The following is a 26193-nucleotide window of genomic DNA, read 5'->3' as shown; positions in this document are numbered from 1 at the left end:
GAAAAATATTTATTTATGACAATCATTTAATCAAAATATGTTGATGGATAACATACCATTCAAGGAGGATTTAATGGACAAAAAGAACAAGAACAACATAGCTAAGATTTTGTTGGCTTTCGGAGTATTAGCCAGCCCAATGATGTTAGCAAACCAAGTATCAGCAGATAATTCAATCGCTAATACTAATGCTAATAACATTGAAACAAATACAGAATCTAACGCTGTAACAACTGAAAATGTAATTAACGAAAACAAAGAAAACAAAAAAGAAGAAAAAACACAACCAGAAGCTACTACACCAGAAGCTACTACAACAGAAAACACTGCAACAGATGAAACTGTAGCAAATTCACAAACAGAAGAAAAATCAGATGAAAATACTAAGGTAGTAGAAAACAAAGAAGAAGTAGACTTCAAGCTAGATGCTTCACAAAGACATGAATTAAAAGAAGCTGGATATACAGATGAAGAAATACAATCAATAGAAAACTCTATTAAAAAGTCATTAACTGAAGATTCTAAGTTTAATGTTTATGATTTTGTTGCTTCAAAAGTAAATGCTAAAAAAGCAGAAAAAGAACCTGCAGCAGAAAATACACCTGCAGAAAAAGAAACAAATGCACTTGGAATTTCTGAAGAAAAGGCACCAGAATCGGTGGCAGCTCCTGCTGATGAAAATAGAGAACCAAAAGACATTTCTAATGAAGTTACAAATATCAAAGGATCAATCGAAGGACTTATTAACAAAGATGCGACAACAATTAAACCAATCGCTCAAGATCCTAATCTAGAAGGAAAAGACTATGATACACAGGCTGAAGCACATGTAAGTTTTGATGTACCAAATTCAACAATAGAAGGCGATTATGTTGACATACAACTATCAAACAATGTAAACATTAACGGAATTGTAGAAAATGTACAACCAGGACAACTAGATGCATACTTTGGACCAGAAAAAATAGCATCTGCTTCTTATGATAAGGAAAATAGAAAAATTAGATACACATTTACTAAGGATGTTGAAAATTACGGTAATGTTGAAGTTAATACTAGATTCCCATTATTTATCGACAAAAATGTAGTAACAGCTCCAACAAGTGAACAAACTATAGGAGTAAAAGTCGGAGATAATGCTCCAATAGAAAGAACATACACAGTTGATTATCATATGGATAACATAGGTGGAAATGATAAATATGTTTCTAATGGATATTCTGATATTACAAATGTAAACAGAGAAGAAGGAACATATGATCAAACGATATATATCAATCCACTTGGAAAGGATCAAAGAGGAACAAAATTAACTATAGAAAACCTACCAGGAAACAGCGGAGTTATTTTTGATCAAGAAGTTTTAGATAATGTAAAACTTTATGTAGTAAAAGATCCATCTAACTTGGCAATGAGTTTTGCTTGGGATCCTGACAACTTAGTAGAAGTTAGAGCAGACGGATATACAAAAACTCTTGATGGAGATAAAATTGTATTAAACATAAAGAATAAGGTAGATCCGCTTAACCCTAATAAACCTGATGTAATTGTAGGAGACAGTGTACTAGTTGCAAGATATGAAGGTAAATTCAAAAATGATGCCTTTGATGATGCAGCAACACGTGTAACATTTGACAATGGAACTCCAGCTAGAGCTGATAACTACCACTGGGATAATATTATCTATACTACTGATGCAGATGCAAGTAGTACAGGTGATGAAGAAGTAGGATATTTTGAAGACTACCATGTTTATCAAACAATCAACGCAGATGGAACTATTACAACAGATGGTTTTGATTTTGTAGCTCAACAACAAGGACCTGAAAGTGAAAAATATACTACTGTAAAGATAGATAGAGAAGGTTATGAATTAGTTTCAGTTGAATCACCAGATGGAGCTGCATTTGATGAAAATGGAGCTAAAACAACAGGCAACTTCGTAAACGGAAAAACTTTACATGTTAAATATGTTTACCAAAAAAGACCAGTAGAAAAGAAAGGCTCATTCCAAGAACATCACATCTACCAAACAGTAGATAAAGATGGCAAAGTAGTATCAACAGACTTGACAGTAGATAAAGATGAAACTCAAGGAACAGAAAAAGAAAACTACAAAACAGCTAAAGAAGATAAAGAAGGTTACACACTAGTAAAAGTAGAATCTAAAAATGGCGGACAATTCAACAAAGACGGAAGTCTAAAAGAAGCAGCTTACATTGCTGATACAAAACAAGAAGTAACATATATTTATCAAAAAACACAACCAGTAGAAAAGAAAGGTTCATTCCAAGAACATCACATCTACCAAACAGTAGATAAAGATGGCAAAGTAGTATCAACAGACTTGACAGTAGATAAAGATGAAACTCAAGGAACAGAAAAAGAAAACTACAAAACAGCTAAAGAAGATAAAGAAGGTTACACACTAGTAAAAGTAGAATCTAAAAATGGCGGACAATTCAACAAAGACGGAAGTCTAAAAGAAGCAGCTTACATTGCTGATACAAAACAAGAAGTAACATATATTTATCAAAAAACACAACCAGTAGAAAAGAAAGGCTCATTCCAAGAACATCATATCTACATCACAAAAGATAAAGATGGTAAAGAAATCAAACGTGAAGTAGTAGATGGTGATGTAAGTGGTGGAACAAAAGACATGACTTACGAAACTGGTAAGAAAGAGAAAGATGGATTCAAATTTGTAAGAACAGAAAACCCAGTAGAAGAACCAAAATTCAATGAAAAAGGGGAAACTACAGAAGGCAACTACAAACCAGGTGTAAAACAAGAAATCACATATGTTTATGAAAAAACACAAATAGATTGGACTCCATTAACACCAGCAGTAGAAAATGGTTCATTCCAAGAACATCACGTATATGAAGTATACAAAGATGGTAAGTTAATTGAAAGTTCAGAAATTACTTTAGAAGAAACTACTGGAACAGAGGAAGAATATTTCACAACTTCAGCAAAGCCAAATGGAACAAAAGATCAACCAAAAGAAGGATTTAAGTTAGTTAAAGAGTTAATAGCTAAATCTGTTGATGTAGAATCTCATTTAACTGGTGAAGAAATTAAAGAACATTATAAAAATAATGAAAAATTGGAAGTAAGATATATTTATAGAAAAGATATAACTACTCCTGCTACACCAGAAACACCAGAAACACCATGGACTCCATTGGAACCATCTGAACCAGTTGAACCAGAACAACCAGGAACACCTGAACAACCAGGTACACCTGAACAACCAGGTACTCCAGAACAACCAGGTACACCAGAACAACCAGGTACACCTGAACAACCAGGTACACCTGAACAACCAGGTACTCCAAAACAACCAGGTACACCTGAACAACCAGGTACACCTGAACAACCAGAAACACCTGAACAACCAGGTACTCCAGAACAACCAGGAACTCCAGAACAACCAGGAACTCCTGAACAACCAAGCAAACCAGAACAACCAAGTAAACCTGATCAACCAAGCAAACCAGTAAGACAAAGTAAGAAATTACCAAAAGCAGGTGCTGATTACGAGTTATTGAAACTTGCTGCTGGCGCATTATCAATAGTTAGTGGTTTGGGATTATCTCTTGGAAGAAAAAAAGAAGACTAATAAATAAATATAGTTAAATTTTTAGAAGCAATTCATATGAGTTGCTTCTTTTTCTTTTTGAAAAATTTTAATGTTTTGTATATAATTCTTGACAAAATAAAAAATACGCTCTAAAATGATAATGCAAATAATTTGCATTAATAAATTATTATATGGAGGGTTTATGAAAAAAATTTATAGAATATTATTGTTAGCTCTTATGATTGGTGTGGCATCAGGATGTACTAGACAAAACAATGATGTTAACAATCAAAAGGTGCAAGAACAAAAAGAAAAAACTGATGAAAAATCTACTGAAAAGTCCGATTCAAAGAAATTATATGTTAGTTTTTATCCGATTGAATATATGGCAAAAGAAATTGCTAAGGATAAAATTGATGTGGTAAATGTTATGCCAAAAGGCGCTACAGTTCATGATTGGGAACCAACAGCACAAGATATTAAAAATTTATCTGATTCAAAGATGCTTATTGTTAACGGTCTTGGATTGGAAGGTTGGTTAGAAGATGTTAAATCTAGTTTAAAGAACACGGAAATAGTTGATTCATCTACAAATATTGACAAGATTAAAGCTGAAGAAGAACATGACCACGACCATGACCATGAAGAACATGAACACGATCATGACCACGAAGAACATGAACACGATCATGACCATGATCATGAACATCATCACCACGGTGAATTTGATCCACATGTTTGGATGAGTCCAAAACAAGCTAGAATTCAAATGAAAAATGTATATGAAGCTATTATTAAATTTGACTCTGAAAACAAAGATTTCTATGAAAAAAATTACAAAGAATTAGATAAAAAGTTTGAAGAATTAGACAAAAAATACGCTGAAGTTTTGGCACCACAAAAGGACAAATATTTCATCGTGCCACATGAAGCTTTTGGATATTTAGCTAGAGATTATGAAATAAAACAAGTTCCTATTGAAGGTATTAATTCAGATTCAGAACCTGATTTAAATAAGATGAAAGAGTTGACTAATTTCGCAAAATCACATAAGATAAATACAGTATTTTATGAAATGGGAGAAAGCGATAAGATTGCAAATTCCTTAGCTAAGGAAATCAACGCAAAGACTGCAGGGTTATCTACTATAGAAGCTAAGACTCAAGATATCGAAGATGGAAAGGACAATTATTTTTCATTGTTAGAAAAAAACTTGGATGCAATCTCACAAGCAAAATAATATGAATAGTATAATTAGTGTAGAAAATTTGAATTTTTCGTATAGAAACGAAAAGCTATTAAGGGATATAAATTTTAATATCGAAAAGGGAGATTTCGTAGGGATAACCGGAGCTAATGGCTCCGGTAAATCTACGTTATTGAAACTTATTTTAGGATTTCTGAAAGCAGATAGTGGTGATATAAAATTTGCTGGAGGAAGGGACAATTTTAGTTTTGGATATGTTCCTCAAAATAATCACGAAAAGAGCATTTCTTTTCCTATTACTGCATGGGAAATCGTGGCTATGAATGTAAGCGATGATGAGAATATTAAAGCTAATGAAAAAATCGAAAACGCGTTGTCTATTGTAGAAATGAAGGATAAGAAAAATTACGACTACAATAGGATGAGCGGTGGAGAACAGGAAAGAGTCATGATTGCAAAGGCATTGGCTAACGATCCGCAAATTTTGATTTTTGATGAACCTACTGCAGGGCTAGATCAACGAAGCAAGGAAAATTTATTTGATTTGTTGAAGCATTTGAATAATCATCACAATATAACTATTTTGGTGGTTACTCATGAGTTGGATTTTACTAAAGATTATTTTAACAGAATTTTTAGATTGGATAATGAATTTGTTGAGGTGAAACATGTTTGAGATGTTTTCATATGATTTTATGAGAAGGGCTTTTATCGTGGGGATATTAGTGTCGATTATTGTTCCTTTGATTGGAACTTTTGTCGTTAACAAGAAAAACTCCATGGTAGGAGATGCTTTAAGTCATAGTTCATTGGCCGGTGTTGCGTTGGGGCTTATTTTCGGAATAAATCCTGTTATTGCGGCGATCTTCGTGTGCGTGATTGCAGCTTTTGGTATAGAAATCATCAGAAAAAACTTCGCTAAAAGTTCCGACTTGTCAACTGCGATTGTGATGAGTAGCGGTATAGGACTTGCGGCAATCTTGTCCGATTTTGTTCCTGGTGCTGCTAATTTTCAATCATTTATGTTTGGATCTATTGTAGCTATTCCGGATATTGAATTGTACACGGTTATTATTGTGAGTTTTATTGTTATTGTGACTTATGTGATGTTGTACAAAAAATTAGTGTATATTATTTTCGATGAAGATGGAGCTAGATTGTCTAATATTAACGTAGGACTTATCAATAAAATATTTACTTTTTTAATAGCTATCACTGTTGCTATTGCGTCTAGAACTGTCGGCGCACTTATGGTTTCAAGCTTGATGGTTATTCCTGTGTCTTGCGCAATAATGGTATCTCATTCTTTTAAAAGAACTGTGATTAATTCGTCACTATTTGGAGTTTTGTTCACAATTATCGGAATTAATATGTCTTATTATTTTCAATTAAAACCAGGTGGATCAATCGTGTTAACAGGACTTCTAGTTCTGATAATTTTGATGATAGTAAATAAATTTAGAAAAAATAATTAACTGTAAACACTGCATTATAAATTTTGAATTAATTTATTTTGTGGTGTTTTTTGGTGTATAAAACGTTGTAATTTGCAATTTTTACAAGTATAATAAAAGGATAGGAGGCGATAGCATGAACAAAATGATTAAAAAAATAATGATATTAACATTGGGAACATTAATACTAACTTTTGGTTTTTTCTTCTTTATAATGCCTTTTAATTTAACTATTGGTGGAATTTCTGGTATTGCGATAAGTTTGAACGCTTTTGTTCCACAAATTCCAACGGGTATTTTCGTTATGATTATGGATACTATTTTGTATATTATAGCGTTTATTATTCTGGGAAAAAGCTTTGGAGTTTTGTCGATATATTGTTCTTTTATTTTTGCAAGTTCAACGACGTTACTTGAAATTTTGCTACCAAATTTCAAACCTTTGACAGATGATATTTTGATTAATTTGATTTTTGGAATTATTATTTCAGCTGCTGGTATGGCGTTGGTTATCAACCAAGGAGCATCAACTGGTGGTACGGATATTATCGCTATGATAATTAGAAAATATTTTTCAATTGATGTGGGTAAATGTATGCTTGTAGCAGACTTTTTTGTAGTGTTGCTTGGTATGTACACTTTCGGAACAAAAAGTGGTATGTATGCTATGCTTGGTATTTGCATCAACTCAATTGTCATTGACAAGGCTATCGCTGGTCTAAATACAAGAGTAAATATGATGATAACAAGTGATAAATACAAGGAAATTAACGCTTATATTATAGATCAAATTTCGAGAGGATCCACAATTTATAAAGCAGTTGGTGGTTTTTCTGATAATGAAAAATTTGTTATCAATACGATTGTTTCAAGAGGAGAGTATATTAAGATTAAAAACTACGTAAAATCTATTGATCCTAAGGCATTCGTATGTATTTCGTATGTCAGTGAAGTGGTTGGTGAAGGATTTACTTATGATCCAGTGGATAATCCAGAGCTTGAAATACTTCCTGGTGGAATGAGTTAGAATGGAGAAGAAATGTATAAATTAGGACAAAGAGAGAATTTGAAAATTGATAAGATAAACACGGAAGTTTTGTTGAAAAAAGATAACGAAAATAATTTTGTTAGAATGAATGTAGACGAACTTTCCGGAGAAAAAGTTGGCGATATTGTCGATGTATTCATTTACAACGATAATAAAAAACTTATGGCAACAAAGAAACAACCTAAGATTGAATTGGGTAAGATTGCAAGACTGGAAGTAAAAGATATTACGAGAATTGGTGCTTTTTTGGATTGTGGCTTAGACAAGGATATTTTGTTGCCTTTTAAGGAGCAAACTTCAAAATTAGTAAAGGGTCAAAAATATTTGGTGTATTTGTATATTGATAAGTCGAATAGATTGGCACTTACCATGAGAATTAAAAATTTATTGAAAAACGACAGTGGCTATGTGAAGAACGACTGGGTGGAAGGCGTTATATACAACATAGTGGACGGCTTAGGAGCTTTTGTAGCTGTAGATAATAAATATGAAGGGCTTATTCCTTCAAGCGAATTAACGGGCGTTGTGGACCTTGGAGAGGAAGTCAAGTGTAGAGTTACGGATGTGAAGTCTGATGGAAAATTGGATTTGTCATTTTTTGAACCTGCATATAAGCATATCTCATCAGATGCTGATGTTATTTTGGAAGAACTTAAAAACTCTGATGGATTCATTAATTTTAACGATAAAACAGACGCCAACAGAATTAAATCGGTATTTAATATGTCAAAGTCTAGTTTTAAAAGAGCTGTTGGAAGACTATTAAAAGAAAATATGATACAATTTTATAAAGACGGAATAAAATTAACTAGTAAAGGGAGAGGTAATAATGGAAGACAACAAAGATAAAATATTAGCAGTAGTAAATGGTGAAGAAATTAAACAATCAGAAGTTGATAATTTTATTCAAGCTTTAGGTTATAGAGGAGCGCAATTCAATAATGAAGAAGGAAGAAAAAGATTAACTGATGAGTTAATCAACAGAAAGCTTTTATTCTTTGATGCTAAGAAATCTGGCTTGGATAAAGATGAAATATATGTAAAAGAAGTCAAAAAACAATCAGAAGAATTGTTGAAGGACTTTGCGATGGCTAACATAATCAATTCTGTTCGTGTATCTGATGAAGATTTGAAGGAATATTATGAAAGCCACAAGGATAGTTTCAAGGTTCAACCAACATTTACAGCTTCTCATATTTTAGTTGAATCTGAAGATTTGGCTAACGAAATCAAAGAAAAAATCGATAACGATGGTGATTTTACGGAATTAGCAAAAGAATACTCTACTTGTCCATCAAAAGAACAAGGTGGAGATTTGGGAACATTCCAACAAGGTCAAATGGTTAAAGAATTTGAAAATGCTTTGCTTGAAAATGAAATTGGTGATATTGTAGGACCTGTTAAAACACAATTCGGTTATCACATTATCAATATCAAAGATAAAACTGAAGGAAAAGTAAAATCTTTTGAAGAAGCAAAGAACGAAGTGAAACAAACACTATTACAATTAAAACAACAACAAGCATATATTGATGCTACAGACAAATTACAAAAAGAATACAAAATAGAAAAATTTTATTAATAATAATTGGAGAAGTTAAATGAATAATCTTAAGAAGAAGATAGTAGCTTTATGTTTAGCATTTAGTATGATGTTGAGTACAGGCACTGCTGTATTTGCAAAGGAACAAGATGATAATGCAAGTCCTACAAAAGTACAATCAACTATGAATAGGATTGAAGGACGCGATAGATTTGCCGTTGCAAATAAAGTAATGGAAGATTATTATCAAAACTCTAAAAAAGTCGTGCTTGTATCCGCGATAAAATTTCCTGATAATATCAGTTCTACTGTTATGAGTCAAGGACAAATCCCGATATTATACACTTATTCAGATAAATTAGACGCTTCCACTGAAAAACTTTTAAAATCAAAGGATTTGGATGAAGTTATAATTATAGGTGGAGAAAAATCTGTAAGTAAGGCTGTTCAAAATCATATAGAAAATGATTTGAAAATAAAAGTTGTTAGATATGCTGGATATGACAGATATGCAGTTAATGCCAAGATAGTTTCTGAAAAGTTCGCTAGTAAAAATGCTGAAAAACAAAACTTGGTTGTAGCTAGTGGTGAAGTATTTGCAGATGCTATTAACGCCACATCTTTGGCACAAAAACACGATGCGCCAATATTATTGGTATCAAAAAACAAAATTTCTAGCGACACAAAAGATTATTTGCAATCTTTCTATAAAGGAAATATAGGTAAAATTTTTGTAGTCGGTGGACAAAATACAGTTTCAGAAAAAGTACTACAAGAAATCAAAGCTATTACTAATGTAAAACCACAAAGAATTTTTGGCTCTAACAGATATATGACATCTGTCAGAGTTGCGAACGCAAGTTTTACTGCACCAACTAAAGCAATATTTGCTAGTGGTGAAGTTTTTGTAGATGCATTGGTAGCTGCACCACTTTCACAAAAATTAAAAGCTCCAATACTTTTGGTTTCAAAATCTTCTATAACAAGTGATGTAAAATCGTATATTGGTAGCAATTCTTTTGAAGAAATGTACATTGTCGGTGGAAAGAATACAGTCTCTGAAAAAGTAAAAGATTTGATTTTGGATAATAAATCAGACGAAACTGTTACAACTGATCCAAAATATCCAGGGAAAAAAGTTATTCGTAGAAAGCCATTACCAGGATTAGAAAATGAACAAGAATTTCCAGTTCAAATCAGTGACGATACGATTGTAATGGTACGTGGTCATTATGATGATAAAATGGCAGATGAAATATTAACACTTTTGAATCAATATCGTAAAGAAAATGGTTTAAAAGAATTGAAACAAGATAATTCATTAACACCAGTTGCAAAGACAAGGGCAACGGAAATTGTTCATTTGTTTGAACACGTTAGACCAAGAGGTGGGCTAGTAACAGATATTTCTAACATCAATGGAGAAAATATCTACAACGGACCATACACTGCAAGTGGTGCAATGGAAGCCTGGAAGAATTCTCAAGGACACAACGAAAATATGTTGAGAGAAGTATTCACAAGAGTTAAAGTAAAAGTATTCGTTACAAAAGCGTATTATGAAGATTCCGATCAAACTTATGACAGATATTACGCAGTTCAAATATTTGGAATCTAATATTAGAGTTAAGAAATGAAAGTCGATGTAAAAATCATCGATTTTCTTTTTTTTTTTTTTGAAATTTGGGTATAATATTTGTAATATATCAAGTTATCGCAGGAGGAAACAATGCTAAAATATTTACATAAAAAACTAATCAGAAACAAAACATATTTTTTCGTGATATTATTGTCGTTAATAATGTGCTTCGCGACTATATTTTTACAAATGCAAAAGTCAACATATTTTGAGTTGGACAGAATTAAAGAAATAGAATCCAGCACGGATAGTTTGATTGCGTATTTTTTGAAAAACAAACGAAGTGGCAAAAAATTAAATCCAAAGTTAAGCGTTGAAGAAAATGAAAAAATATATGATACAGAATTAAAATATTATGGGAAATTATCGGATAATTTGTACGAGATAGACAATTTTATGTCGACAAATACGAATAAATCATCGTTTGGAGAATACAGTAGGAAATACGATGCTAAATCAATCTATACTCACGAACAAAATGTTTTAGAACTTTTAGGAGAATTGGATTCTCATACTGAATACAAAAAAATAAAAGTAGATAAAGACTACATTAATTTTATTAAACACAGGAATGCCGATAATTCAACAAAAACAAACGGAATTATTAATGAATATAAACAGTTGAATTTTGCGGCAATTATTTCTAAACAATCGTCTATTTTATTCGGCGTAGTGCCGGCAGCTTTTTTAGCAATATTTCTAATAATTTCCCTGGAAAATGACGATGTATTGAAGAAGTTACCATTCAAAAATATTTCAATTACGAAGAATAGATTTCTTATGAGTCTATTAATTTACGTAGTGTATATTGTCTCTGTTTTATTATTCCTATTGTTAATTAGCACAGTATTTCTGGATGGTTTTGGCAAATTTGATTACTACCACATATCTGTACTTGAAAGATACAAATTCTTAACTGAAAAACAGAACTTAGGATTTGTGAAGTTGGAGTATTTGAAACCTTACGAAATCTTGTTGCGAGCAATTGTAACTTTGGTTTTATCTTCTACTTTTGTATTTGGAATATTATCATTTGTTAAGAAAATTTTCACATCAAAAACAATGGAGATGGTTTGTTCTATTATTGTTATTGGTGGTTTTGTTGGTGATTTGTTACTGTTCAATCACAGATTCAATCCACTATTCATAACTAAATATTTTTCTTGGATGCAAATTGTATGCTTGTTGTTGATGGATATAATTCTTTTAGTTTGCTGTTTCAGTGTCAAAGATAGAGCGAAAAAAGAAAAAGTATCCTACAGAAAAGTTGACACGACTAGTGTGAAGGGGTTGGTGTTAACTAATATAATTTCCAAGCAAATGGTTGTGTTTATTGTGGTTTCAGTTGGATTGTTTTCGTTATTTACGGCTTTTAAAACTGAAAAATACAATAAATTACGTGAAGAAGGAGAGCAAGTTTACAAGAATTACTTAGCTTTTGGAGAATCCTATAAGGCGAAGATTTTAAATGATCCTTATATGACAGACGCGGAAATTAAACAAAATCTAGAAAATTTTGAAAAAGAATTTGAAGGCGGAATCAAAGAATACAGAGTGTACATCAATAGAGAAAAAGATCCAGATAAATTCTACAAATTTTATCAAGACAAATTGACATCTGGGGATTTGAGGTTCGATCAAAGTAGTGGTTTCATGGACAAGAGCGATTCATTGAGTATGTACACAAAACGATATATGTACGATAAGCTTGAAATATTAAAGAATATGAAGGTGACTCCTTCTAATAGATTATACGATGGAATATATAATGTGGATTACAATCCAGAAGATGGAGTTAAGTATTTGAAGATAAAAGACAGAATATTTTCATATTTGTTTAATGGAAGTAGTGAGGGGATTTCTGGGATTAATCTGTTGTACGACTTATTCTACACAAAATTCAATGTTTTTGTGACATTATTATCCGCTTGTTTGTTTGGAAGTTTGCTATCTAGAAATAAGAAAATTATAGAAATACAAAAACTAACACCACTTAACATAAATTCTATTTACAGAAGAAATGTATTATCAAGTATTTTCAGCACGATAATTGGATTCTTAATTGTTTTGGTAATTGTATTTGCAATAGGATTAGCGCTTGGTGGAGTTGGCAATTCACAACTTCCGACAATGGGAATATCAAACATAATGTTCAGTGCAGAAGTTATGAGATACAGGGAATTTATCATCAAGAGTGTGATATTGTCTATACTAGTGTGTGCTTGTATATCAATGGTTATAAACCTTATAAAACTATTTATAGATAATAAAATGTCCAATTTGGTTATTGCACTGATTGTAATTTTATCAATAGGATTACCTTATATGGCGAAAATAGTTCCAGCATTTTTACCTTTATCTTATATTGATAGTTCGGGTATGGCGAATGGATTTATGTCATTTCATCAACAAAATGGATATTTAAATTTTATGCTTGGTGTGATATCAGTTATTTTATGGACTGTAGTGTTGTATTTTATTAGCAAGAAGAAATTTGAAGAAAAGAGGAAATAAATGTTACAAGTTATTGATTTAGAAAAGAAATACGGCGACAAAACTATATTAGATAAGGTTAATTTTGAGCTTGAAAAAGGAAAAATAAAAGCATTAGTTGGGCCAAATGGATCTGGTAAAACGACTTTGATGAACAGCATATCTAATTCTATAAAAGTTGACGGTGGAAAAGTAGTGATTGATGATGAACAATATAGTGATGAAAAAATCTTCAATAAACTGACTTTTTTCAGAGATGAAACTATCCTTGATGGCAATATGAAGGGCATAGATTACTTGGAATTAATCAAGAATGCTTATAACAAAAATTCAGATGATGTGAATAATATTTGCAAAAAATTTGAAATAGAAGGATTTGTAAATAAGAGAGTTGGAGAATATTCATTGGGAATGAAGAAAAAATTGATGCTTGCGATGTCATTCTTGCCAGGAAATGATTATGTTTTGTTAGATGAACCGTTAAATGGTTTGGATCCAACTAGTGTTATTAAAACGAAGAATTTCTTGAAAGACATTGCTAAACAAAATGTAGGAATTATTATATCAAGCCATGGGTTGAATGATTTGGATGATATAAGTCGTGATATTTTATTTTTGAAAGATAAGAAAATCTTAGAAGAAAAATTAGAATCTGTGAAATATTTGAATCTTTCAACTTCAAATGATGAACTTGTCAGAAAAACTTTGATAAATAACGGATATGAATACGAAAATAATTTGATTATTCTAAAAGATGAAAATATTAAATCAATTTTGAAGATTTTATCCCAATTGGATGTTGAGATTTTTAGTATAGACAAGAAATCAAAATCTTCTCAAGAAAGATACATGGAATTGTTTGAAATTTAATATAAAATGTATGAGACTTTGAGTTATAAGAGTCTCATTTTTTATTTAGAAGAAAATATTACTAAAAATGAAAAAATTTATAAAAATTGTTAAAAATTTGCGAAAATACTTGCGTTTTTTTCATTTGTATTGTAAAATATTATAGGTTATTATAAATATGTTAAGTTTTTTACATATAAATAAAGAAAAAAGGAGATTAGTAAAACTATGAGTAAAACTGAAAAGAAAAAACTAGGATTAATACCAAAATTATTAATCGCGATCGGATTAGGTACTTTAGCTGGTTTGTATATGCCTCAATGGTTTGTAAAAACTGCAGTAACATTCTCGTCAATGTTCGGAGCATTCTTAAACTTTGTTATTCCTCTTATGATTATCGCTTTTGTAACGAAAGGAATTGCTGATCTTGGAGAGGGAGCTGGAAAATTATTATTAGTAACTGTTGTAATTGCTTATGCATCTACTATTGTTGGGGGATCATTATCATACGTTATGAGTTCAAATATATTCCCAGCATTTATAAGTCCAGATCAAGTTTCTAAGATTCAAGCTTCAACCAAAATAGGAATGGATCCATTTTTTGAGGTTCCAATTAAACCATTTTTTGATGTAACTTCATCGATTATTTTTGCATTTATGATGGGAATTGCAATTTCATGGTTAAGGAAACAAGGCAAAGGTGAATTTTGTTATGGATTAGTTGGAGAATTTAATGACATAATAACAAAAGTATTATCGACTGCAATTGTACCATTATTACCTTTCTTTATTTTTGGTAATTTTTCAAAAATGGCATTCACAGGATCTGTATTTGCAGTGCTTTCAATTTTCTGGAAGATATTCTTATGTGTAATTGCACTTCATTTAATATATGTATCAGTATTATTTGTAATAAGTGGCATTTACACAAAGAAAAATCCTATAAAACTTATCAAAAATCAAATCAAGGGATATTTGACAGCGATAGGAACTCAATCATCTGTTGCAACAATTCCGGTAAACTTGGAATGTGCTAAACAAAACTCAGTAAGTAAAAATATTAGAGATTTTGTAATTCCATTGGGAGCTACGGTTCATATGCCAGGTTCAATGATTACAATTACTGCTTGTACTTTTACAATATTAACAATGTATGGAATGGATCATTCTTACTTACTAATGTTAAGATATATGGCAATTCTTGGAATAGCTATGGTTGCTGCACCAGGAGCTCCGGGTGGAGCAGTTATGAGTGCTTTGCCATTTTTGCCAGTAGTTGGAATTCCATCAGAAGGTGAACTTGCATCATTATTGATTACACTTTATTTGACACAAGATTCATTTGGAACTGCTGCGAATATTTCTGGGGATACTGCAATCTCTGTAGCTATCGATAAAATATTCAACAGACATATTGTAAAGAACGATGAATACAAAGACGGTTTCAATGAAAAAGTAATAAATGAAGAAGATTTATAAAGAATTTTTTGGCTAGGCTCTGAGAGCCTAGTTTTTAATTGAAAGATTTTTATTTTTTGAAATTTTTTAAAAATCAATGCGAATTATTGTTTATTGAATTAAACAGACAGATGATATATAATGTTAAAGTAAAACATATGTTCAAGGGGTGAGTTATGGAATTTAAATTACATTCAAAATTCAAGCCAACAGGTGATCAACCACAAGCGATTGATAAACTTGCAAATGGTTTGGAAAATGGAAAAAATCATCAAATTTTAAAAGGAGTTACTGGTTCAGGTAAAACTTTTACGATGGCAAATATTATTCAAAAAGTTCAAAGGCCGACTTTGGTTATAGCTCACAACAAAACTTTGGCATATCAGTTAGCTAGTGAGTTTAGGGAATTTTTTCCAGAAAATGCAGTTGAATTTTTCGTTTCGTATTACGATTATTATCAACCAGAAGCATATGTTGTTCAATCAGATACTTATATTGAGAAAGATTCAAGTATCAATGAGGAATTGGACAAGCTTCGCCATAGCGCTACGATGAGTTTGTTTGAAAGAAGAGATGTTATTATTGTGTCTTCTGTTTCGTGTATTTATGGTTTGGGAGATCCAATTGATTACGAAAATTTGGTTATATCTTTGCGCCCAGGAATGGAAAAAGATAGAACTGAAGTTATGAAAAAATTAATCGACATTCAATACGTTAGAAATGATATTAATTTTACCAGAGGAACTTTCAGAGTCAGAGGAGATAGCTTGGATATTTTCCCAGCATCAAGTGGTGAAAAAAGCGTTAGAATAGAATTTTTCGGTGACGAAATAGATAGAATTACTGAAATAGATGCGTTGACTGGAGAAATCGTCGGAGAAAGAAATCACGTTGCAATATATCCAGCAAGTCACTATGCAACAACTCAGAAAAAAGTTGAAAAAGCTATCGTAACTATAGAAGAAGAATTAGAAGATAGATTAAAATACTTTAAAGATCACAATAAATTGTTGGAAGCTCAAAGATTAGAGCAAAGAACGAGATATGATATAGAAATGTTAAAAGAAATGGGATTTTGTACTGGAATAGAAAACTATTCAAGACATATGTCCCAGAGAAAGCCTGGAAGCAGACCTTACACTCTTATCGACTATTTCCCAAAAGATTTTGTGACAATGATAGACGAATCACATGTTACTGTTCCTCAAATCGGAGGAATGTATGAGGGAGATAGGTCCAGAAAAACCAGCTTGGTTGATTATGGTTTCAGATTGCCTTCTGCATTGGACAATCGTCCTTTGAGATTTAATGAATTTGAATCGATGATGAATCAAGTAATATATGTGTCGGCAACTCCAGGAAAATATGAAAAAGCAAAAACTAATGAAGTAGTTGAACAAATTATCAGACCTACGGGATTATTAGATCCCAAAATTGAAGTTCGTTCTACAAAGGGACAAATCGATGATTTGGTTAGTGAAATCAATAAAATTATTGAAAAAGGTGAACGTGTTCTGATCACAACCCTTACTAAAAAAATGAGTGAAGACTTGACACGATATCTTGAAGATTTGGATATAAAAGTAACGTATTTGCATTCAGATATTGATACGATTGAAAGAATGGAAATCATCAGAGATTTGAGAGAAGGAAAATACGATGTACTTGTTGGTATCAACCTTTTGAGAGAGGGTTTGGATTTACCAGAAGTTTCTCTGATTGCGATTTTGGATGCTGATAAGGAAGGTTTCTTGCGTTCAGAGACTTCTCTTATACAAACTATCGGTAGAGCAGCTAGAAACTCAAATGGTCACGTTATAATGTACGGTGATACGATTACTAGGTCGATGGATGTGGCTATAACAGAAACTAATAGACGTAGAGAAATACAAGAAGAATACAACGAAGAGCACAACATTATTCCAACTACTATTAATAAATCTGTTAGAAAAAGAATCCAAAATACTTTTGTGGCAGAAGAAAATGAAAATTATGATGCTAATAAAGTTACGGAGTTTTCAAAGGACGAAATCGAAGTTATTATTGAAAATTTGAACACAGAAATGTTAAAAGCTGCGGAAGAATTAGATTTCGAAAGAGCTGCTACACTTAGAGATCAAATAAGAAACTTGAAAAACACTTACTAAAGGAGCAAAATGAGCAAAGATAAAATTATTATAAAAGGTGCAAAGGAGAATAACTTAAAAAATGTGGACCTTACCATTCCTAGAAATAAAATGGTCGTGTTCACTGGATTGAGTGGATCGGGTAAATCTTCTTTGGCATTTGATACTATATATGCGGAAGGACAACGAAGATATGTAGAATCTTTGAGTTCTTATGCACGTCAATTTTTAGGGCAAATGGATAAACCAGATGTAGAATATATTGAAGGATTGTCGCCTTCAATTTCTATCGACCAAAAAACAACTAACAATAACCCACGTTCAACAGTGGGAACTGTTACAGAAATATACGATTATTTTAGACTACTTTTTGCAAGAGTGGGAACTGCTTACTGTCCAGTTTGTGGGAAAGAGATCGTCAGTCAAACTGTCGACCAAATTGTAGACAGCGTGAAAGAATTAGAGGAACGTTCCAGAATTCAGATTTTGAGTCCTGTAGTAAAAGATAAAAAGGGTGAATTCAAGAAACTACTTCAAAATTTAAGAAAAGATGGTTTCATAAGAGCAATTGTAGATGGTGAGCAAGTTGAATTAGCTGAGGAAATCGAACTTGATAAAAATAAAAAACACGATATTGATGTAATTGTCGACAGAATTATCATAAAAGACGGAATTGATTCAAGGCTTACAGATTCAATAGAAACTGCTCTTAGATTATCTGAAAATAATGTAAAAGTTGATGTAATTGGTAAAGACGTAATTTCCTACAGTACATCGATGAGTTGTCCAGATGGACATATTTCTTACCAAGAATTAGAGCCAAGAGATTTTTCTTTCAATAATCCATTTGGGATGTGTCCGCATTGTAATGGACTTGGTTTTCATAAAAAGGTTGATGAAGATTTGGTAATTCCTAATAAAGATTTGTCGATTTTACAAGGAGCAATAGATCCTTATCAATCTTCTAAACCAGGTGGATATTATTTTGAAATAATAAAAGCAATAGCTGATTCTTATGATTTTCCATTGGACAAACCAATAAAAGAAGCTCCAAAGAATATGATTAATGAAATTTTAAATGGATCGAAGAAAAATCTCTCATTTATTTTTGATAGTCATTTTTCTGGACGAAAAAAATTCAACGGTAAATTTGAAGGAGTTTTGAAAAACTTAGAAGAAAGATACAATAGAAGTACGACAGATTCTATGCATCAAAAAATTGGTGAATACATGACTGACGTTGAATGCGATTATTGTCATGGAGCTAGATTAAAAGATGAGTATTTGTCAGTTCGCATAAATGAAAAAAATATTTACGAAATATGCCAAATGCCTGTAAAAGATTCTCTTCAATGGTTCAAAGATTTGGAATTGGAAGAGTCCAAGAAATTTATTGGAGACGAAATATTGAAGGAAATTATAAGTAGACTTCAATTTTTGAACGATGTTGGGCTTGATTATTTGACTTTGGATAGATCTGCTTCCACTTTATCAGGTGGAGAATCTCAGAGAATTAGATTGGCAACACAAATTGGATCTGCATTGGTCGGCGTTGTCTATGTATTAGATGAACCTTCAATCGGACTTCATCAAAGAGACAATGACAAATTGATTAAGGCGCTTAGAAATTTGACGGATATTGGAAATACTTTGGTTGTAGTTGAACACGATGAAGATACGATGAAAGAATGCGATTATCTTGTTGACATCGGACCGGGGGCTGGTGTTCATGGAGGCGAAATCGTAGCTTGTGGAACTATTGATGATATTATAAAAGAAAAAAGATCCATTACAGGGAAGTATTTGTCGGGCGAATTGGCAATTCCTGTTCCGGAACAAAGACGAAAACCAAATGGATATTTAGAATTTAAAGGTTGCAAAGAAAATAACCTAAAGAATATAAATGCGAAATTTGCACTTTCATGCTTCAACTGTGTTACAGGAGTTTCAGGATCTGGCAAATCTTCATTGGTCAACGAAGTTGTCTACAAGAAATTAGCCAGAGATTTGAATAATGCGAAGATGAAAAATGGTAAATTCAAATCAGCCACTGGAATTGAAAATTTGGATAAAGTTGTACAAATAGATCAATCTCCGATTGGTAGAACTCCACGAAGTAATCCGGCAACTTATACAAAAGTGTTTGATTTGATAAGAGATTTGTTTGCATCGACTCCTGAAGCAAATATGAGAGGATATCAAAAAGGAAGATTTTCATTTAACGTAAAGGGTGGAAGGTGTGAAGCTTGTAAGGGCGATGGAACTATAAAAGTAGAAATGCACTTTTTACCAGACGTTTATGTTCCTTGTGATGTTTGTAAAGGAAAAAGATACAACAGAGAAACTTTGCAAGTAAAATACAAAGGCAAAAATATCGCTGATGTATTGGATATGACAATTGATGAAGCGTTAGAATTTTTTAGAAATTTCCCACCAATTAAAAACAAATTGCAAACTTTACAAGATGTAGGTTTGGGATATCTTAAATTAGGACAATCTTCAACTGAATTATCCGGTGGAGAAGCGCAAAGAGTAAAACTTGCCAGTGAATTATCTAAAAAAAGTACAGGAAAAACTGTATATATTCTGGATGAACCAACTACGGGTCTTCATTCAGCAGATATTGATAAATTAATTGAAGTCTTGCAAAGACTTGTGGATCAAGAAAATACCGTTATTGTTATTGAACATAATCTTGATGTTATTAAGGTCGCGGATTATATTATCGATTTGGGACCTGAAGGAGGAAATGGTGGAGGACAAGTTATCTTCCAAGGCACTCCTGAAAAATTAATTAGTAAGAAAAATTCATATACTGGTCAATATTTGGCTCCAAAATTGAATCGTTAAATTTTTGTAATAATCACCTTCTGATTTTTAGTGTATAATAAAAGTTAAGAAGGTGATTTTTATGTACAATATTATGGTTGTCGACGACGAAAAAGACATAGTAAAAGCCATAGAAATATATTTGAAAACAGATAATTACAATGTGTTGAAGGCTTATAATGGTTACGATGCATTAGAATTAATGGAAAAGAATAAAATAGATTTATTTTTGGTAGATATAATGATGGAAGGAATGGACGGATTAGAACTAACACAAAAAATAAGAGAAGTATCCAATGCGCCAATCATAATTTTGTCTGCAAAAAGCGAACTGAATGATAAGGTTATGGGATTGAATTTGGGTGCTGACGATTATATTACGAAACCTTTTGATGCCGTAGAATTATTGGCTAGAATCAAATCTTGTTTGAGAAGATTAGAACTTAGCAAAGACAATTCTCTAAATGGCAATGTATTTTCGGCTGGAAGATTGACAATCAACGACGACAAAAAAGAAGTGTTGATAGATGGCGAAGAAATAAAGTTAACTCCATATGAGTACGGAATAATTTTACTTTTATTAAAAAACAAAGGTGTAGTATTCACATCAGAAGAAATTTATGAAAATGTGTGGGAAGCTCCACCTTATGATGTCAAAAAAATAGTTTCAGTCCACATATCAAGACTCAGAGAAAAAGTTGAAATCAATCCTAGAAGACCTGATTTGATTAAATCAGTGTATGGAATGGGATATAAGATAGAGGATATTTAATGATAAATTGGATAAAGAAAAGTTTTAGATCTATCGATGGTTATGTTGAAAAACAATTGGTAGATCTACTACTGTATTTTAGTTTTGGTTTTATTCTTGTATTCACTGTATCATTTTTTATTGAAAATATAATTAATGTATATAATTTTTCAGTTGCCATAACGTTGATATATGCGATGCTTGCTTTCTTTTATTCAATGGTTAAGGTAGTAAGGACTATTTACAAAAAGAAAAAGAATGCATTTTTAATATATCAATTCATTAGTAATTTCAAAGGAAAATACTACAATATTTATGTTGAGTCATTATTAACTTTGATTTTTTTTATGTATACTATGGCGACAATTATGGTCACAAACAGGAATTTGTTTGGAATTGTATTTATCGGTGCAATTTTAGCGAAGATTTACATATCAATTTTGATTAATAATCTTGGAAAAATACTGCTTAACAAAAAAGTTGAGGCTATGTATTCTGGAAAAGATATTGATGTGTTTATTGACGACGAAATTTACAAAGACTCTGTGTATTTGATTAACCATTTACATGATTCGGTTATTAGTACAATGCAAGATAAAATCAATTCAGAAAAAATGAAAACTGAATTGATTACAAATATTTCACATGATATCAAAACACCTTTAACTTCTATTATAAATTACGTTGATTTGTTGAATCACGAAACTGATGAATCGGAAAAGAAAAGATATATTGAAATTCTAGAATATAACGCTAAAAGATTGAAAACTATGGTAATAGATTTGATTTATGCTTCTAAAACTGGAACGGGAAATATTGATATTGAAATGGAAGTTGTGGAACTAAATGAATTAGTATTGCAAGTTTACGGTCAATTTGATTCTGATTTCAATAAGTTGGGACTGGATTTCGAATATAGTGATAAAAGAAAAACAGTATTGATGATGACAGATGGTGCAAAGTTATCTCGTGTAATAGAAAATATTTTTAGTAACATTGTGAAGTATTCAAAACCTAACACAAAAGTATATGGTGAATGTGATGTAGTCGATGACAATATTATTCTGAAATTTTCTAATGTATCCAAGAATAAGATTGAAGTGAGCGCAGAAGAATTGATGGGGCAATTTGTAAGAGGGGAAAGGTCTCGCCATTCTGAAGGTAGTGGACTTGGTTTGTACATTGCGAAGAATTTGATAGAATTGCTTGGAGGAACAAGTAAAATATCAATTGATGATGATAGATTTATTTATGAGATTAATTTTAAAGTAACTAGAAAGAAGAAAGTAAAATAGAATACAAAATTACATGATCCACATTGCCACCCCGCTTTAATTTATTTATTATAGCGGGGATTATTTTTATATAACTTCAATTAATATTAATTATTTTCCGGATAAAAAAGATTTATTCCCAATTCCGAGAAATTCTCTTTAATTTGAGAATCTAAATTCTGGTCGGTAATAATTCCATCAACTTCATTAAAATTACAAACTCTAATAGTTGCTGTATTTCCAAATTTTGTACTATCAGCTACACAAAATGTTTTTGAGGAGACCTGCTTCATTGTAGTTTTTATATCATATTGATCAAATCCATAATCCATAATTCCGTGTTTCAAATTTATACCACTTGCACTCATAAAAAATATATCAGGATGGTACATTTTGATAAAATTTATTGCTGATAATCCGTATGTAAATAAATCTTTATTATTAAGTCTTCCAGAAGCAAGTAATATTTTGATAGAAGGATTAGTAGCTAATATTTGTGCTATTGACAGAGAGTTCGTTATACATGAGATATTGTTAAATTGTTTTATTAATGATTTAGATATTTCTACATTTGTCGTACTGTCGTCTAGAGCTATCATAGAACCTTCTTTAACAAAGTCAGTAGTTATAGTAGCTAAATTTATTTTTTTTTCAATGTTGATTGTTTTTCTTGTAATCAAATCAAATTCTGGAATGTTTTCGTCAATTAAAATAGCACCTCCATAAACTCTTTTTAATTTATTTTCATTTTCTAATGTTTCTAGATCACGGCGTATAGTTTCAGGAGTAACATTAAAATTTTTCGATAAATTTTGGACTGTGATGCTACCATGTTTATTTAAATCTTGTAATATTTTATTTAATCTATCATTTTTTAGCATAGTATTTTAAAATTTTCACCTCATTTTTATTATAGCATATTAAAAATAATTTTTATGTTTTTATTTTAGCTTATTTACGTATATTTTACCAATACATTAATATTTTTTAACACCTAAAGATTATTATAAGATTAGGAAACAAAGATAAGCAAAAACAAAACAACAAAAACAAATATAAAATTGTGAAAAACACATAATAAGGAGGTTAAATGAGCAAAATTTCTCTAAGAAATATTTACAAAAGATATGAAAATAGCAAAAAATCTGCGGTTACCGACTTTAATTTAGAGATAGAAGATAAAGAGTTCATAGTTTTTGTAGGGCCTAGTGGTTGTGGAAAATCTACTACACTCAGAATGATTGCTGGATTGGAAGATATATCTGAAGGTGATTTATTTATTAATGGAAAAAAAATGAACGATGTTGCTCCTAAGGATAGAGGAACGGCCATGGTATTTCAAAACTATGCATTATATCCTCATTTAAATGTTTATGACAATATCGGATTTGGTTTAAAAATCAGAGGTGTTGACAAAAATACAAGAGATAAGAGCATTCGAAAAACAGCTGAAATGTTAAGTTTGACACCTTATCTTAAAAGAAAACCTATTGAGTTATCTGGTGGTCAACGTCAAAGAGTTGCATTAGGGAGAGCAATAGTAAAAGAATCTGAAATATTTTTAATGGATGAACCTTTGTCAAATTTGGATGCAAAGTTAAGAATTCACATGAGAAAAGAATTAGTAGAATTACAACAAAATTTAGGTTCTACAGTTATTTATGTAACACATGATCAAACAGAAGCAATGACCATGGCAAGTCGAATTGTTTGCTTAAAAGATGGGATTATTCAACAAGTCGGGACGCCGGAAGAACTTTACTCTAATCCTAATAATATGTTCGTCGGGGGATTTTTAGGGTCTCCACCGATGAATTTTATAAAAGGGAAAATTGAAGACGCGAAATTCTATGATGAATCAAGTAATTATATATGCGATGTTAACCAAGATTCTGCTAAAGATGTTGTATTAGGAATTAGACCCGAGAACATCAAAATTTCTAATAATGATTCAGGAATTAAAGTTCCGGTGAAGTTAATAGAATTGCTTGGTGCTGATTATAATATTCACGCTGAGTTATATGGAAATAAAATTACTATAAATACAGATGCTAATAGGTATATAAAAGATAAGGACGAATTAAACATTGTATTTGATGCAAATAAATTATTGTTTTTTGATTCAAAAACAGAAATGAGATTATTTTTGGAGGATTAATATGGACAATGTAAAAAGTGTAACAAAGCATCAAGATAATAATAGAAAAATAAAAGATATTAAAAGAAATAGTTTGAATGTTCCTAACTTCATAATATATATACTTATTCCATTATTACCATTATTGGTTTTCTGGTTCATTCCAATGATTATTTCTTTTCTGATAAGTTTTACCGATTGGGATTATATTAGTCCAAAATTTAATATAATTGGTTTAAAAAATTATTCAGAGATACTTAAAAGTTCAGAATTTTGGCAAGCTTTAAAGAATACAATTTTATTTGGTTTTGGAACAGTATGTCCGACTTTAATAATTGGTTTTCTAATGGCCCTAATAATCGAAAAAGTAAAAAAAGGAAAAGATATTTTTCAAGGATTTTTATTTTCGCCATGGATTACTCCAATGGTTGCAATGAGTATTGTATGGAGTTGGATGTTCAGGCCTAGTGTTGGATTAATTAATTATTGTTTAAAATTTTTGGGAGTTAATGGCCCTAATTGGCTAATGGATTCTAAATATGCGCTTATAGCTGTTATGATAGTTACTGTTTGGAAAACAGCTGGATGGGCGATGCTGTATTATTCAGATGCAATAAGTAAAATACCAAAAGATTTATTTGAAGTTTGTAATTTGGAAGGAGCAAACTCACTCCAAAAAATTAAATATATTTATTTTCCACTAACAATGAAAACGACATTGTTTCTAGGAATCATAAGTCTGATAAATTCAATTCAGGCTTATGATCAGATTTCTGTACTAACTAGAGGAGGTCCAGCTGGATCAACTAGAACATTATTATACTTATTTTATCAGATGGCATTTGAACAATTTAATATGGGCAAAGCTACAACTATTGCAATAATAATGGTAATTATCACAGGAATACTAGCTAGTATCATGTTCTATATGCAAAAGAAACTAGTAAAATAGGAGCTAAAATGAATAGAATAAAAAAAATAATCAATTTATTATTATTAGCGTTTGTAAGTATATTAGCTTTTTTTCCGCTATTATGGATGGCTACAAATTCTTTTAAAACAGCAAATAAAATTATTCAACAACCATTAAACCTGTTTCCTGAAGTATTAGATTTTAGAAATTTCATAGGTGCATTAGAAAAAGCACCATTCGATCTTTATATAATTAATAGTATTATAACAGCATTTGCAATAGTTATTTTACAACTATTGCTTGGGATTTTGATGGGATATGGGTTATCGAAGTTTGATTTCAAAGGTAAAAAGATTTTGTTTGGATCTATTCTCTTGACATATATGCTTCCAGCAGCAGCGACATATGTTCCGAGTTATGTTATTCTTGCAAAGATGAATTTAATTGATACAATACCAGGAATTATTATTTCTAATGTGGCAAGTGTGTTTACGATATATATGGTTTACCAAACTTTTTCTTCTGTACCTAAAGAAATGATAGAAGCAGCTGAGATGGATGGAGCAAATAATTGGCAAATACTATGGAAAGTTATGGTTCCACTTTCTAAATCTACAATATTAACAACAGCATTGATACAGTTTGTTATTATGTATAATAACTATATGTGGCCATCTCTAATAACAAACAGTAAAAAAAATTATCTCATAAGTGTGGGATTAAATATTTTCTTTAATTCAAAAGGGAATTTCACACAGAATTTACCGATGTTGATGGCTGCAAACACTATATCAGTATTACCACTATTAATTTTATTTTTAATTTTAAAGAAGTGGTTTATTGAAGGAATAAGCGATAGCGGAATAAAAGGATAAAAAATTAG

At 31.2% G+C, this 26193-nt stretch carries 19 protein-coding genes; 18 read left to right on the top strand and 1 reads right to left on the bottom strand.

The window, feature by feature from the left end; genetic code table 11:
- Positions 1 to 73: 73 nt before the first annotated feature.
- From B9N53_RS03970 to B9N53_RS03900, 15 genes are all read left to right on the top strand, one after another.
- Positions 74 to 3628: an Ig-like domain-containing protein gene (locus tag B9N53_RS03970; RefSeq protein WP_158520787.1), complete on the top strand. Its 3555-nt coding sequence runs from the start codon at positions 74 to 76 to the stop codon at positions 3626 to 3628.
- A 163-nt stretch (positions 3629 to 3791) separates the two neighbouring features.
- The gene (locus B9N53_RS03965) at positions 3792 to 4829 is read left to right on the top strand and encodes a metal ABC transporter solute-binding protein, Zn/Mn family (RefSeq protein ID WP_094203781.1); all 1038 of its coding nucleotides are present in this window, start codon (positions 3792 to 3794) and stop codon (positions 4827 to 4829) included.
- Between the two features lies 1 nt (position 4830).
- Positions 4831 to 5472, top strand: a complete 642-nt coding sequence (locus tag B9N53_RS03960) for a metal ABC transporter ATP-binding protein (protein WP_094203887.1) — start codon at positions 4831 to 4833, stop codon at positions 5470 to 5472.
- Positions 5465 to 6271, top strand: a complete 807-nt coding sequence (locus B9N53_RS03955; RefSeq protein WP_094203780.1) for a metal ABC transporter permease — start codon at positions 5465 to 5467, stop codon at positions 6269 to 6271. Before B9N53_RS03960 ends, B9N53_RS03955 begins: the two co-directional genes overlap by 8 nt.
- Before the next feature lie 115 nt (positions 6272 to 6386).
- Positions 6387 to 7277, top strand: a complete 891-nt coding sequence (locus B9N53_RS03950) for a YitT family protein (protein WP_094203779.1) — start codon at positions 6387 to 6389, stop codon at positions 7275 to 7277.
- Between the two features lie 12 nt (positions 7278 to 7289).
- Positions 7290 to 8147, top strand: a complete 858-nt coding sequence (locus tag B9N53_RS03945) for a S1 RNA-binding domain-containing protein (protein ID WP_094203778.1) — start codon at positions 7290 to 7292, stop codon at positions 8145 to 8147.
- Positions 8128 to 8880: a peptidylprolyl isomerase gene (locus B9N53_RS03940; RefSeq protein WP_094203777.1), complete on the top strand. Its 753-nt coding sequence runs from the start codon at positions 8128 to 8130 to the stop codon at positions 8878 to 8880. The genes B9N53_RS03945 and B9N53_RS03940 overlap by 20 nt, the downstream gene beginning before the upstream one ends.
- Positions 8881 to 8899: 19 nt before the next feature.
- A complete protein-coding gene (locus tag B9N53_RS03935; protein WP_094203776.1) occupies positions 8900 to 10459 on the top strand; it encodes a cell wall-binding repeat-containing protein in 1560 nt (519 codons plus the stop codon).
- 111 nt (positions 10460 to 10570) lie between these two features.
- A complete protein-coding gene (locus B9N53_RS03930) occupies positions 10571 to 12994 on the top strand; it encodes a hypothetical protein (RefSeq protein WP_094203775.1) in 2424 nt (807 codons plus the stop codon).
- The gene (locus tag B9N53_RS03925) at positions 12995 to 13843 is read left to right on the top strand and encodes an ABC transporter ATP-binding protein (protein ID WP_094203774.1); all 849 of its coding nucleotides are present in this window, start codon (positions 12995 to 12997) and stop codon (positions 13841 to 13843) included.
- Between the two features lie 207 nt (positions 13844 to 14050).
- Complete coding sequence (locus tag B9N53_RS03920) at positions 14051 to 15301, top strand: dicarboxylate/amino acid:cation symporter (RefSeq protein WP_094203773.1); 1251 nt, start codon at positions 14051 to 14053, stop codon at positions 15299 to 15301.
- A 155-nt stretch (positions 15302 to 15456) separates the two neighbouring features.
- Positions 15457 to 17427 carry an excinuclease ABC subunit UvrB gene (uvrB, locus tag B9N53_RS03915; protein WP_094203772.1) on the top strand — a complete coding sequence of 657 codons (1971 nt, stop codon included), beginning with the start codon at positions 15457 to 15459 and terminating at the stop codon, positions 17425 to 17427.
- A 9-nt stretch (positions 17428 to 17436) separates the two neighbouring features.
- On the top strand, positions 17437 to 20256 hold the full coding sequence (uvrA, locus tag B9N53_RS03910; RefSeq protein ID WP_094203771.1) for an excinuclease ABC subunit UvrA: 2820 nt from the start codon (positions 17437 to 17439) through the stop codon (positions 20254 to 20256).
- A 61-nt stretch (positions 20257 to 20317) separates the two neighbouring features.
- The gene (locus B9N53_RS03905; RefSeq protein ID WP_094203770.1) at positions 20318 to 21007 is read left to right on the top strand and encodes a response regulator transcription factor; all 690 of its coding nucleotides are present in this window, start codon (positions 20318 to 20320) and stop codon (positions 21005 to 21007) included.
- Entirely contained in the window at positions 21007 to 22281 is a 1275-nt protein-coding gene (locus B9N53_RS03900) for a sensor histidine kinase (RefSeq protein ID WP_094203769.1), read from the top strand. Before B9N53_RS03905 ends, B9N53_RS03900 begins: the two co-directional genes overlap by 1 nt.
- 86 nt (positions 22282 to 22367) lie before the next feature.
- On the opposite strand, the gene B9N53_RS03895 is transcribed toward B9N53_RS03900, so the two are convergent.
- Positions 22368 to 23141 carry a DeoR/GlpR family DNA-binding transcription regulator gene (locus B9N53_RS03895; protein WP_002836607.1) on the bottom strand — a complete coding sequence of 258 codons (774 nt, stop codon included), beginning with the start codon at positions 23139 to 23141 and terminating at the stop codon, positions 22368 to 22370.
- 209 nt (positions 23142 to 23350) lie between these two features.
- Here B9N53_RS03895 and B9N53_RS03890 point away from each other — a divergent pair, with 209 nt between their 5' ends.
- The 3 genes from B9N53_RS03890 to B9N53_RS03880 are packed head-to-tail and all read left to right on the top strand — an operon-like array spanning position 23351 to position 26185.
- Complete coding sequence (locus tag B9N53_RS03890) at positions 23351 to 24418, top strand: ABC transporter ATP-binding protein (protein ID WP_094203768.1); 1068 nt, start codon at positions 23351 to 23353, stop codon at positions 24416 to 24418.
- Position 24419: 1 nt separating this feature from the next.
- Entirely contained in the window at positions 24420 to 25349 is a 930-nt protein-coding gene (locus B9N53_RS03885) for a carbohydrate ABC transporter permease (protein WP_094203767.1), read from the top strand.
- Positions 25350 to 25357: 8 nt separating this feature from the next.
- Positions 25358 to 26185, top strand: coding sequence for a carbohydrate ABC transporter permease (locus B9N53_RS03880; RefSeq protein ID WP_094203766.1), 828 nt, complete (start codon positions 25358 to 25360; stop codon positions 26183 to 26185).
- Positions 26186 to 26193 lie beyond the last annotated feature (8 nt).

The organism is Finegoldia magna (assembly GCF_002243175.1).
Taxonomy (GTDB): Bacteria; Bacillota; Clostridia; order Tissierellales; family Peptoniphilaceae; genus Finegoldia; species Finegoldia magna_J.
This window is presented reverse-complemented; position numbering and strand designations above follow the sequence as displayed.

Excerpts from the sequence above, each read along its gene's own strand:
- B9N53_RS03970 (WP_158520787.1), top strand. The coding sequence starts at position 74 with ATGGACAAAAAGAACAAGAACAACATAGCTAAGATTTTGTTGGCTTTC.
- B9N53_RS03965 (WP_094203781.1), top strand. The coding sequence starts at position 3,792 with ATGAAAAAAATTTATAGAATATTATTGTTAGCTCTTATGATTGGTGTG.
- B9N53_RS03960 (WP_094203887.1), top strand. The coding sequence starts at position 4,831 with ATGAATAGTATAATTAGTGTAGAAAATTTGAATTTTTCGTATAGAAAC.
- B9N53_RS03955 (WP_094203780.1), top strand. The coding sequence starts at position 5,465 with ATGTTTGAGATGTTTTCATATGATTTTATGAGAAGGGCTTTTATCGTG.
- B9N53_RS03950 (WP_094203779.1), top strand. The coding sequence starts at position 6,387 with ATGAACAAAATGATTAAAAAAATAATGATATTAACATTGGGAACATTA.
- B9N53_RS03945 (WP_094203778.1), top strand. The coding sequence starts at position 7,290 with ATGTATAAATTAGGACAAAGAGAGAATTTGAAAATTGATAAGATAAAC.
- B9N53_RS03940 (WP_094203777.1), top strand. The coding sequence starts at position 8,128 with ATGGAAGACAACAAAGATAAAATATTAGCAGTAGTAAATGGTGAAGAA.
- B9N53_RS03935 (WP_094203776.1), top strand. The coding sequence starts at position 8,900 with ATGAATAATCTTAAGAAGAAGATAGTAGCTTTATGTTTAGCATTTAGT.
- B9N53_RS03930 (WP_094203775.1), top strand. The coding sequence starts at position 10,571 with ATGCTAAAATATTTACATAAAAAACTAATCAGAAACAAAACATATTTT.
- B9N53_RS03925 (WP_094203774.1), top strand. The coding sequence starts at position 12,995 with ATGTTACAAGTTATTGATTTAGAAAAGAAATACGGCGACAAAACTATA.
- B9N53_RS03920 (WP_094203773.1), top strand. The coding sequence starts at position 14,051 with ATGAGTAAAACTGAAAAGAAAAAACTAGGATTAATACCAAAATTATTA.
- uvrB (WP_094203772.1), top strand. The coding sequence starts at position 15,457 with ATGGAATTTAAATTACATTCAAAATTCAAGCCAACAGGTGATCAACCA.
- uvrA (WP_094203771.1), top strand. The coding sequence starts at position 17,437 with ATGAGCAAAGATAAAATTATTATAAAAGGTGCAAAGGAGAATAACTTA.
- B9N53_RS03905 (WP_094203770.1), top strand. The coding sequence starts at position 20,318 with ATGTACAATATTATGGTTGTCGACGACGAAAAAGACATAGTAAAAGCC.
- B9N53_RS03900 (WP_094203769.1), top strand. The coding sequence starts at position 21,007 with ATGATAAATTGGATAAAGAAAAGTTTTAGATCTATCGATGGTTATGTT.
- B9N53_RS03895 (WP_002836607.1), bottom strand. The coding sequence starts at position 23,141 with ATGCTAAAAAATGATAGATTAAATAAAATATTACAAGATTTAAATAAA.
- B9N53_RS03890 (WP_094203768.1), top strand. The coding sequence starts at position 23,351 with ATGAGCAAAATTTCTCTAAGAAATATTTACAAAAGATATGAAAATAGC.
- B9N53_RS03885 (WP_094203767.1), top strand. The coding sequence starts at position 24,420 with ATGGACAATGTAAAAAGTGTAACAAAGCATCAAGATAATAATAGAAAA.
- B9N53_RS03880 (WP_094203766.1), top strand. The coding sequence starts at position 25,358 with ATGAATAGAATAAAAAAAATAATCAATTTATTATTATTAGCGTTTGTA.